This is a genomic window from Psychrobacter fozii (genome assembly GCF_003217155.1).
GTDB classification, from domain to species: domain Bacteria; phylum Pseudomonadota; class Gammaproteobacteria; order Pseudomonadales; family Moraxellaceae; genus Psychrobacter; species Psychrobacter fozii.
The window spans coordinates 279548-291588 of record NZ_QJSU01000002.1; the positions used below are offsets into that span (position 1 = coordinate 279548).

A 12041-nucleotide genomic window follows, 5' to 3' on the forward strand; every position below is an offset into this window, starting at 1 on the left:
AATCTTTATATTATTGAGCAGTTATTAAATACAGAGGCCTGATATACACGGTCATCAGTTAATCATGAATCATCATTGTGCCAAAAATGTTTTTTTAAACAATTGCCTAGTATCATACAGGTAGAGACTGTCTTGTAACAAGACTTTATTGAAGCGGGTCAGCCCGATATCTTCTTCAATATATCCTTGTGTCCAGTCACTATCAGCGATGACAACCCAGCCTTCAGGGTAGCTGTCCTCACTCTCCGATATCTGACTGAGTATATGTCCGTCAGGTTTCGTAAAGCTCAGTAGTAGACGATAGCAATTAGAGGCACGGTAGAGATAGGTGTTCAGATAGAGCTGATGTGGTTGATAAAACCCACTGATTAAATCATGCCAAAAAGTAGCCATATGTATCGAGGCAGCTCTATCGGAAGTGAGTGACCAACAGATGGCTTTGTTCAGACCATGAAAGCCTTTCGTGAATGTCGGTAAAAATAATAATCCAGTCGCGATAATTTGCTGTATCAATTGCGACTTATCGATGTTCATCAATATGGCGATATCGTGTAGAGTCGTGGTATTGATAAAATCGTAATAGTGCGTACTGGCATTATTGTCAATCGTGAGCTGGCTATGACCGAGATATTCCATCAAGTCAGTGCTGTCTGTCTTAGACTTGGCTACGCTTATAATTTCGTAAGTTTCATTCCAAATGCTAGCAGACTTAATGGGCAAATAATTCATCCAGCTTTTAGGTTTGTCGATATGTAGGACACCAAAACCGATCAGTGGATAGTTTCTATCGCTACTGTCATGACTGGGAATCAGGACGCCAGTGATAATTTCATTGGTTCTGGTATCCACATGACTAAAGTTTAAAAAAGCCGTTTTATTGGTCGTCGTCCTGTCTACTAATCTGTCACTAAATAGTGTTTCCGAGCTTACTAGGGCCTTACTGACCCATTCGTCAATCGCGTTGGTCTCTGAGATATGAGCACGTGCCCGCACAAAGTCTCCGCGTGCAGGCAGCTTGCCAAAATATACTAAAGGTAAAAGCTCAGGAGTCATGGGGTTTGCTCCTGAGTTTCTGCTTCGGCTGAGTCATTATCTGTAGAGGTGTTAGTCGCAACAGGGGTATCAGCTTGTGCATTGCCAGCGTCATTAGCATTAGTAGTAGGCGTCAAGTTTAAGATGTTGGATGGCGTCGTAGGAGTTGTATTATTCTGCCCACCGCTTGGCGTTGTCACGTTGGTTGTCGAACCATTGGTAGGCGTACTATTATTGGCAGCATTACTATCAGCAATAGGGGCTGCTGTACGTGTGACACCCAGAGCGATAATCTCATCGGGTAACTTCATACCATTGAATGGATTGGTAGAGCGACCCTGAGTAGCATTGCTGCTATTACCACTGATGATTCTAAAGCGTACAGAGATAGTGATGCCATCACCTGACCATGCCATCTCAAAGATATCGTCGCCAAGCTCAGTACGTCTTGCACTATTGATGAGGCGTTCTACACCGAAGCTACCAGCTTCTTCAAAGACGGTAAAGTCTCTGCCATCATAGTCCTTGGCTCGAATGCTCGCACCAGGTTGGCTGCTTGGGTTCGGCCATACAAAGGTCGTCCAAGCTTGGGTACCCATGCGATAGCGTAGCTGCTGACCATCAACCACAATCGTATACTCGGTCAGGCCGCTGACAGGTAGTGGCATGATTTGGAAAGTAGTTTGATTGGTAGAGCCACCATTGCCAGCAGCACCTGTCGTACCAGCAGTATTGCTACCCGTATAGTTAGTAAAGTAACGACCAAAATCAGCGACAAATTTCGGGTTAAGGCCTAGGCCTGCACCATTCCAAATCTTACTAGAGATTTGGTCACCACGGCGAATGATAAAGGGCGACAACGTCTCGTTGACGAATTTTGCCACATAACCGTCTTCACCAAAGAACTGACCAATCTCTGCGGGTGTTGCCTCTAAATTTGCATTGGCAGTAAATGGATATTTCTTTTCTAAATTATCGAGGAAAGGCTTACGTACTTGTGCTTTCCAGACTTTATTAATCTCCGCTTTAGTGGGAGTCAATAGCATATTAAATGAGCGGGTTAGTGGCTCACTTAATAACGGTCGAACGAGTTGTTTGATTTCAGAGTTGGCTTGGCTCAGTATCTGCTCGTCCAAAATCTGTAGAGATTTGGTCAACTCTGAGCCGTCAGGGCTGAGAGTCTGCGAAGCAAATAACAGAGCATCAGGACCGATATCATCACTACGAGCGATATTATTAAAGCGCGTTCTAACATCACCTAAACTTGCCAAATAATTGTCTAATAGCGACAAGTCTTGATTGTCTTCTCTTGGTGTTACCAAGGCATGTATAGAGGAGAACTCTTGAGCAATTACCCCTGACGGTGCTTGTGCTGTAGGGGTCGCTGTGTCACTGGTACTACCATTGTTGCCTAGCGCTGCTTCTGCCTGTCGCAGCTCAGCAGGGCTTTGACGCAGTATGGTCTGCTTGAACCAATTGACAAATGAGCGTCGAGATTGACCACCATTGGCTGCCGCTGGATTGGCCGCTTGGTTATCCCATTGTGTCTGACGATCGACGGTTTCAAACAGTGTCTTTAATGGTGACTCTGTGGGGTTAGACAGCTGATTCAACAGCACAGCATGGTCATCGAATCCTTTGCTATCACGAACATATACTTGCGATAAAAACCGTTTCCATTCGCTGATGTACTCTTGCTTATAACGGTTGACCAAATATTGTCGAATCTGTTCAGGACTGCCTGTTAATGTAAGGTCATTTTGACTGCTGGTTGCTAGCACCCAGTCATCTGCTACCACTCTAGTAGTAGCGGCTTTGTCTATCTCATCACTGACGAAAGAATCCCATGCTTGCTTGGTAAAAGTACCCGAAATTACATAGCTGCCCAGTAGCGCTTCACTGTTGGTGTCTTGCGTAATTTGGGCAACGGTAACGGATGGGAAGCGGGCAGAGGAGCGCATCTTAATTTCAGAGTAGACGCGATCACGAGCAGGTTGACCTTTGCTAACTTTCGATAGATTGGTACGTGTTTTGTCTACCAATCCCAAATCATTTTGGATGAGTGGAAAGGCAGGGTCGTCGGCATGAGCCAGTGTGAAACTCAAGATACGCTCAGCTTGGCGAATCATTTTGTCACGTGGCATATCTGCACGATTGGCTTCAAGCCAGTTACGCCAAAATCGTGTCATCTGATCACTCAAGTGACTGGTCTCTAAGTTGTCATGATTGCCAAGCATGAGGTAGGCTTTGAGGGCATTATAAGCGTCTTCAACATCCGTAGGATCTGACTGAATATACGCATCATTAGTCGCGGCTTCAGCGGCATCGTCAGCGGTTGAGTCCTCTGTACGTACTTCTAGCTGGTCAGTATTGCTGTTCACCTCGGTCAAAAACTGTTCTATGTTCTGTTTGGTGGGTGCCAACACGATAATGCTGATACCGTTGTAATACTCTGCTAGCAGTTTGTCTTTGAGTTTGTCACCTTGATACAGACCAAATCTTAAAGACAATGGCTTGTCTTCTTCATAACCCTCAAGTTGCTCTATTCTGCTTTGTAAGATATTAAGCGACTCGAGCTGAGATTGTAGGTCGCCATTAGCGTTCTTTTGTAGCGCTGCGACTTGTTGTAAGTCAGCCACGACGCGTTCAGTGAGTTGTTTATTGTTGGCATAAGACCATGTCCATAGACCAACTGCCGCGCACAGTGTTACGACAGCTGCTAAGGTTGCAATCGCACGGTGACTGCGTCTATTACGGTTTTTGTGCTGCTTGACCAAGTGCTTGTCTTTTAAAATAACTTTTGAAAATAGGTCTTGTAAAAAATAAGGCTTGTCTGCGGCTTCTTGCTGCGCATTGAGCGGGATAGCAGGTGGACGCAAGTCGTAATTCTGCATCATTTGCAGCGTCATTTGACTGCTAACTTGTCCCTCTTGCAATGCGCTCGTAAAGTAAAATCCGCGAAGGATAGGCTTAAACTGGAAAGGGTTGTCCTCAAACAGAGCATGCATCAGCGTTCGTATCATTGGGCGTAATGACTGAAACTCCATAGGGAATGTCATCAAGCTAGGAGATACGGTCCGCTGATGACGTAAAGACAGTTTCGTCGTGCTCAAATCCTTTAGACCATTTACCAATATGCCAAAATGCTCTTCGAATACATCGGTCATGTTGATATTGTCTGGATCTTCAGGGTAGGGGATGGTCGCACCCCATACTTGATTACGCTCCTCTTGCTCATAGTCATTAAAGAAGTCACGAAAGCCTGAGATCAAATCCATCTTGGTAAAGACGACGTAAACCGGTGCATAGACTTCTAACTGCTCAGTCAAATCTTGGACACGGCTGCGTAAGTTTTTGGCCAAATCTAATGCATAGTTTGGATCGTTTTTGGTCAATTCAGCGATACTGACAGCGATGATAATGCCGTTAATCGGTGCTTTAGGACGGTTCTTTTTGAGTAGGCTTAAAAACGACAGCCATTCTGAGCGATCTTCTTCATAAACAGAATAGCGCCCTGCAGTATCAAGTAAGATGCCTTCAGTTGAAAAAAACCAATCACAGTTACGTGTACCGCCGACCCCTTTAACAGACAGTTTGTTGGTTTGCTCCATAAATGGGAATTTTAAGCCAGAATGCAGTACGGCTGAGCTTTTACCTGCTGCTGGATTACCAATGACCATATACCAAGGCAATTCATATAATGCTGCTTTGCCCGTTTGATCACCAATTTTTGATTTGCGGATGGTTTTGATTGCATCTTGCATTTGCTGACGTAGCGCTTGTACTTCTTGGGTGTTTTCATCTTTGGCTGTAGGAGTACCATTTTCATTGGTACCCTCACCGCCATTATCTTCTACCAAATTTGCAAGCTCATCTGAGGCTTTTTTGCGCTTTTTCCACAGATAGTAGGCAAGCGCTCCTAACACCGTAAAGGTGATTAGGACGCCAATAATAATGAAAAAGGTTTTGATAGGGACGTAGTCGTATAGCAAGACTAAGGCGACTATGATACCCAAGGCTAATAGCACTCTTGGGTTATAGATAAGATGAAAAAACCTTGAAAACATGCGTGCTACCTAGTGTGGTCTTAAGATAATAAAATGAGTATTTTCAATAATAAAGCGTCACCAAAAGCTATGATTCAGACTGCTGAGAGGCATCTGCTAACCAAAGCATGGTGCAATGCTTATGTTGAGTAATCAAAAATACGCTGTCTGACTCTTGTTGGTCATTTTCGACTAAGTCTACGAATAGCGATAAGCTAATAAATGGCTTTAACCAGTGATTCAATGGCATATAATGCCCTAAATGACGTTCGTTTACTAGAGCGCCTTGCGCTATAAATGCGCCAAGAAAATTCATGTATACCGACATGTCATAAGGTTGGTTTGATGGATTAATGTCTGATATGGCTGTAATACTGAGGTCTGATAGTGCAACATTAGTTTTGGAATCAGCATCATCTGCTTTTGTTGTCGGTTTGTTGACAGTATTTAGTGCTGCCGTATTGGTCGGTGATAGTGACAGCGCATTATCGATTAATAATTTTTGGATCGTCGTTAGATGATTAAGGTAGTGGCGGTTATTACTTAGACGATTAGAGGTATGACCTTCCTTATCTCTATCACTGGCTTTGGGGGTATCTATCTCAGTTAATAGAATACGGGTACTGGTATCTATATTCAGTAAATCCTGAGCCGCTTCATTAAAAAATACCAGCAGAGCGCCAGCCTCAGTAGGAATGACATTGGCCGTTTGATTGGAATGCAGTTCAGAGTCCAACCACTCCTCACTAATCTGCGAATCTGCAATGAGCATCAAGCAAATGTCAGGGGCAGCTGATTGCGACAAGGAGATGATATGTCTATTTATAAACTCGGCAGGATTGACCGTTGTTGCCTCGCTTACTCTGTCATTTGTTGCATCGGTATCATCAGTCGCGATAGTGGTAAAAGAGAGTGCGGCTTCAGGAATACCGTAGGTCGCTAACTGTTCTGTTATTACTGAGATAAGAGATGCTGAGTCAGCGCTGGCAGGCAAGCACAAATAGATAGGCAAGTTGGACAGACGGACAGTAGGGGCGGTCGCCATTGTCTCATCGCGATTGCCTTCTTTGGCGCTAACTAAGTAATGCTGCTGCCATTCGGGATGAATATGGGCAGCCGAGTTGGACTGCATGTTGTCTTGCTGATGATGCTGATAAAAATGTTCACCGAGTACAGACCATATCTCATCGCTCAAAGTAAGCTGCTCATGAATCAATGAGCACAAGCGCAAAGTTGTGTCATTCAATCCGGCCATACGCTCTGATCTGGATTCGTCTTCATCGGAGGTATCAATATCCCAGTCGGCGTCTTCCAAATCCTTAGATATATACTGATATGGTAGCGATGCTGCATCGGTAAGTCTGGTAATCGGTTTTACTAGTATCGGCAAGCCATCGAAATCTGTCAGCTCATCACTTAATAGTGTCAGGTCTTCGTCGTTGTCAATAACTTCAGACCAGCTGTCTCCTTCAGGCAGGCAAACACGGCTAAATATAAATACTTGATAAGTATCGGGCTGCTTGGCACTTTCTGTTTTATTTGATATGTCATCAAGGGAATCAGAGTTCTTGCTGGCTTGCTTATCTAGCTTTTTTTGCCACCATAGGAGTGCCATGATAGTACCAAGTAACAGTAAAGGAATGGCAACGAACCACAGTAATAAGCCAGATGAAGTCAGCTGTCGGGCATTGTCTTTGAAGTACATCCAAACCAAAATGAGATAAATGCCTAAAAACGCTCCTAAAATAAAGCGACTGTACGACAGTATTTTTTTTGCAGCCACTTATCTAAACTCCCTATTTGTTGGGTTGTTATTATCATTGTTACTATGTAGATAAACTTGCTAGGCAGTATTTTAGGGCATTCATAGACTACTTTCTACTATATTTGATGACTTTATTTTACTTATATGTCATTTGCTTATGGAAGGAGTGCGTAATCGATGACGGTCTACTCAAACAAAAAATATCTATAAAAATAAGGTATATAAAGGGTTGTAAGTGAGAATTTATAAGATAATCTCAATATAAAATGACTTATAAATAAAAAAGCAAACGGAAAGATAAGAAAATTAACGTAATTAAGTCAGCTTTATTTTAAACGGTGGTCATTTGTCTATATAATACTTGCGCAATACCAATAATAAACGCCTGTTTGTTTTTGTTTTCATCGCCTTAACTGTCGTTGCTGCTTCTTTATGATTTACTGGACTGTGTCTGCATTTACTATTGTCTCTATCATCATGATTATCATGCTGTTTGATAGGCAGCTGTGCGCGCGACTGTTTAATAAAGTAGCTGTTCGTTTTCAGCGATTATTCAGATTCAAAATTAAGCGCTTAGCCGTCAAACCACAAGAAAAACCATTCCGTTCTCGTATCCGGCAGCTGAGTAGTATGGCTTCGCGTATCGATGTCTCTCGTGTCCCGGTTATATCAGCACTGTCGGTATTGATTGTCATGGCAACCGCTGGTCTTTGCTATGCGCTGATTAACAATCATTCTCTGGCGGTATACCATGCGAAAGATACCGTACCCAGCACTACCAGCACACAAATCAGCCAATTACTGATAGGAGAGCGATTGCGTCCGCCACCAACACCACCAGAAGAGCTATTCGATGAGCTTGATGCTGAGATTGCGAGTTATCAAGCCAGCAAAGCGGATGTGGACTATTGGCCGGATGCTCAGACGGATGTGAGTCAGATAGATAGACCGCTGATGATGCCTGAGCCTGACTTGTCTAACTTAAATGCGTTAGATCATAGTACTGGCTATTCAGGTGACATGTTGGCTTCACATTTGAGTGGGGGTCATATCAACATCAAGAATGCTGACCGTAATTGGAAAAAGATGAACTCGGAATTTGTTCAACGGCTGTTGACTGTGTATAAGGTAATGAGTGATCAGTATGGCTATGATATGGTTCTTTTAGAAGGGTATCGCAGCCCTGAAAGGCAAGGCAGACTGCTCAAAAAAGGAACGCATGTGACAAAAGCAGGCTCATATAAGAGCTATCATCAGTTTGGTTTGGCAGGTGATAGTGCCTTTATCAGAAACGGTAAGATTGTCATAACTGAAAAGGATCCTTGGGCGATGCGGGGCTACAAATTATATGGTAAAGTAGCCAAGTCTGCCGGACTTGTGTGGGGTGGTGACTGGCGAATGATGGATCTTGGGCATGTTGAGCTACGTAAAAAAGGCGTACTCGGTCGCCCAGAAATGGCAGAGATTTTGACCAGTCAATAATGATAATAATATTTCAAGGTAAATTGAAAATATGGACAGATGTATGACATTGCCGACAGCGTTAATAGCCACTGCCTGTTTGTTAAGTGGCGTGCTCACAGGATGTAGCACGGACAGATTTAGTCAATCAACTGATAAAGCCTCTGAGCTGGCTGGCGAGTCTGGTATTGGTGATAAGATAAAAGACATCATTAGCAGTGACAATGATGATTTACAGAATCTCAAAGGCCAGCTAGAGAAGCAGCAGCAACAGCTAGAGACAATGCTTGCCGAGCAGCAGGCGTTGCAGCAACAGCTAAAGCGTCAGCAGGTCACATTGACGATCAAACCATCGGCCAATGCCAATGCGGGACGCGCAAAGCAAGGTACAGCGAGTACTGCTTATATTGCGTTTTTGGAAGAAGAAAGCGAATTCACTGACATCGAATCGCTAGCAGCGAAAGAGGTCAGTGTCGTGCCCAATCGTGAGAGTAATTTGACATTGAATATTCCACAAGATGCACGCTTTATCGCAGTAAAAGTGGGATTGAGATACACCAAAAAGCGCTCACAGTTCCTTATTCCTATTACCAGTCTCAACTTTGATACCCCACTTACTCTAAATATTGGCGCATGCGATGTGAGTATCGTAGAAGGTATCAGCCCAGAGCAGGCACCCACATTTACCACCAAACTTAAATATTATCAGCAGCCGCTTGTCAGCTGTTCGTAGGAGATTGTCTTGAGTAAACATAAAGTACTATGGGGCGAGGGGCTATTCTTACGACCTCAGCATTTTCAGATTCAAGACACCTATCATGACTCGCAGCGAGCATTGAGCATGATGCTGATGCATCCCTATGCTTATGGCGTATCGGATGTGCAGATTGACAAACAACTTTTGGAAAGCAATCTATTAAGTTTTCAGAGTATTTATGCTGTACTGCCAGATGGCACGATATATCAGGCTCCTCGTACCGATGCGTTGCCAAAAGCCATTACGCTAGATACTCAAGACAATGGCGATGAAGTTTTTGTATTTTTGAGCTTAGAGATTGTCCATAGTGGTGGTAGTAATATACAGACCGACCACAGTGACAATCCCGCTCGCTATGTCAGAGGTGCTGTTGAGGCGCAGGATTTGTACAGCCAAGCTGCTGAAGCTGTTATTGATGTCGTTAAGTTATCACCTAGCTTACAGCTAAGTCATTCCGTGCAAGCGCCTAGTCAAGACACCGTGTCTCTACTGGTTGCTAAGCTAGTGCGTACGACCCAAGGTGTTTATCAAGTGGACGATGATTACATCGTGCCGAGCGTACATATTACGAGTAATGCTGCGCTTGTGAGTCAGGTCTATCGTTTGATGACCATGATTAATACTAAGTCTACTTCGCTGTACGATCATCACCGTCAGTCCAACAATGACTTACTAGAATTCCGCTCTTCAGATATTGCTTCCTTTTGGTTGTTACATACGCTGAATACGGCATATTCTCAGTTGAGTCATTTATATAACAACGCTAAATTACATCCAGAGCGCCTCTATGAAGCACTGTTGAATGTGGCCAGTCAGTTAGCAACTTTTAGCTCATTATATAAAGTAGGCGATTTGCCTGCCTATCATCATGATAATGCCAATGAGTCATTTGTGAGTATTATTCTGATCATTCGTGAGCTGCTCAATACGGTCATTGCGAGCAACTTTATATCGATTCCATTGCGTCAGAATAAGCCGTCTTACTATACTGGTGAGCTGGGCAGTGACAAGATTACGCGTGGCTCACAGCTGTATCTGTCTATTAGCTCGTCGCTACCAATGCATGAGCTCATCGATATCGTACCGCGCCGCTTTAAGATTGCGACCCCTGATTCAGTAGAGAAACGAGTCTTATCCGCGCTTCCAGGCTCACCTGTGTCACACGTTACTCAAGTGCCTAGTGCGATACCTGTGAGACCTGGATTCAGCTACTTCACTATTGAGCCGGTAGGTGAGCTGTATGACGAGATGCTAAAGTCTGAATCTATCTGTATTTATGTGCCGAATGGCTTTGATGACTTGAAAATTGAACTGATGGCTATCGTACAGTAGTCTCTTTAATCGCTATTGTCGTTTTCAACTTTGAGTGTAGCTTTATATAAACAGGCAAAGTGCTTCTACTTAACGACTATTAATGTATTTATATACCAATGTATCTATTAGTCTATACATTAATAGTCGTTAAGGATTTCTATTCGTCAGTGCTTTTAAATCAGTATTCGAAAACCAGCATTTGCAAATTAGTATTCGCAAAATAATAAGCATTAGGAACAATCATGTCAGGGAATAATTCAACGGGTTCTGCGCCTTCGCTATTAGATTCAGGTGAGGTAGCCTCAAAAGTCTCAGCAACGGGCCTTGATAAACGTATCAGCAGCCAGTCGCTGGTTGATATCATGTATGACGGCTTTTATTTGGTGTTTTTACTGCGGAATCACTATTTCAGTACAGAGCCACGCAAATTTCGTCAAAAAATATATGATTTTTTAGATAAGTTCGAGATGAATGCGCGCAAAAAAGGATTTCTGTCAGAGGATATCCATGAAGCCAAGTACGCGTATTGTGCGCTGATTGATGAAACCATCATGACATCGCAAGAGCCAGAGTTTCAAACTCTAAAAGATTCTTGGGAGCTCAATCCGTTGCAATTGGATTTGTTTGGCTCACAAGTCGCTGGTAATGAGTTCTTCGACCGTCTAGATGGGCTGCGAGAGCAGGGGGAGAAGCGTCTGCCAGCCCTAGAAGTTTACCACTACGCAATGCTGCTTGGTTTTCAAGGAAAGTATCGTTTAGAAGCCCCTGAAAAAATCCGCTATCTTATCTCACGACTGGGTGATGAGATTGAACATCTACGCGGTAACAAAAACGAGTTTTCACCATTTTGGGCGATTCCTGATCAGATCAAACATACGCTTACGAGCGAAACGCCATTATGGATTATTTTGGCGGTGATGGCGGTATTATTGACAGTGATATTTGCAACCATGTGGCAATTTACCAATAGTTTCTCTAACGAGCAGCTGTCCGCCTATGATAATGTGATTCAAGAGAACAAAGAGCAGGCTCATATTTCGATTTTCTTACCTTAATGACAGTTATGCTGTGGTAAGTATGTAGAAGCTCTGAATTGATTCTACGAGCAGACAGCAATATAAGAAGGGCATTAGTATGGTTACTATTTTATATAGCGACTATTACTAATGCCCTTTTTTGTGCGCATAGTATCTATTATTTGATCTGTATTGTCCGTCTTGCATATATAGATTAAGAAAATAGCAGACATAAAAAAACCCTCATCAAATTGATGAGGGTTTTGGCAAATGCCATAATCGAATTAATAATAATTCGAAAAATTTACTACTAAAATGTGGCTCTCCAACCTGGGCTCGAACCAGGGACACACGGATTAACAGTCCGTTGCTCTACCAACTGAGCTATTGGAGAATAGGTTGTAAGTATTAAATACGTTTACAACGAGCTTAGAAAGTCTCTAACGAGTTCTTGCTAAGTGGGGCGTATTCTAGCAAAGATAAAAAATACGTCAAGCTTTTTTTGCATAATTTTCAAAGTTTATTCTTTTAAGTAGGTAATAAGGCATTTTTCGAGGTGGTTTCCCAAAGATCAGTCATTAATAGGCGAATAAAAAAGACGCCACATACTTTCCATGTGGCATCTTCTCTAAGTGCTATTTTAATCTATC

The 12041-nt window shown here is 43.0% G+C and carries 7 protein-coding genes and 1 tRNA gene; 4 read left to right on the forward strand and 4 right to left on the reverse strand.

What is annotated here, in order from left to right; all coding sequences use genetic code 11:
- Positions 1–72: 72 nt before the first annotated feature.
- The 3 genes from tagF to DFP82_RS03940 form a co-directional block, all read right to left on the reverse strand.
- Positions 73–1053, reverse strand: coding sequence for a type VI secretion system-associated protein TagF (gene tagF, locus DFP82_RS03930; RefSeq protein WP_110922437.1), 981 nt, complete (start codon positions 1051–1053; stop codon positions 73–75).
- On the reverse strand, positions 1050–5099 hold the full coding sequence (gene tssM, locus DFP82_RS03935; protein WP_110922438.1) for a type VI secretion system membrane subunit TssM: 4050 nt from the start codon (positions 5097–5099) through the stop codon (positions 1050–1052). Before tssM ends, tagF begins: the two co-directional genes overlap by 4 nt.
- Positions 5100–5166: 67 nt before the next feature.
- Positions 5167–6861: a hypothetical protein gene (locus DFP82_RS03940; protein ID WP_146221321.1), complete on the reverse strand. Its 1695-nt coding sequence runs from the start codon at positions 6859–6861 to the stop codon at positions 5167–5169.
- 429 nt (positions 6862–7290) lie between these two features.
- Between DFP82_RS03940 and DFP82_RS03945 the strand changes: the two genes are divergently transcribed.
- The 4 genes from DFP82_RS03945 (at position 7291) to icmH (ending at position 11430) form a co-directional block, all read left to right on the forward strand.
- Positions 7291–8325, forward strand: a complete 1035-nt coding sequence (locus DFP82_RS03945) for a M15 family metallopeptidase (RefSeq protein ID WP_245905634.1) — start codon at positions 7291–7293, stop codon at positions 8323–8325.
- 43 nt (positions 8326–8368) lie between these two features.
- Positions 8369–9037, forward strand: a complete 669-nt coding sequence (locus tag DFP82_RS03950) for a hypothetical protein (RefSeq protein WP_110922440.1) — start codon at positions 8369–8371, stop codon at positions 9035–9037.
- A gap of 9 nt (positions 9038–9046) precedes the next feature.
- A complete protein-coding gene (tssK, locus tag DFP82_RS03955) occupies positions 9047–10393 on the forward strand; it encodes a type VI secretion system baseplate subunit TssK (protein ID WP_181416234.1) in 1347 nt (448 codons plus the stop codon).
- Between the two features lie 224 nt (positions 10394–10617).
- On the forward strand, positions 10618–11430 hold the full coding sequence (gene icmH / locus DFP82_RS03960; protein WP_110922442.1) for a type IVB secretion system protein IcmH/DotU: 813 nt from the start codon (positions 10618–10620) through the stop codon (positions 11428–11430).
- A gap of 279 nt (positions 11431–11709) precedes the next feature.
- Here icmH and DFP82_RS03965 read toward each other — a convergent pair.
- A tRNA-Asn gene (locus DFP82_RS03965) sits at positions 11710–11785 on the reverse strand.
- Positions 11786–12041: the final 256 nt, after the last annotated feature.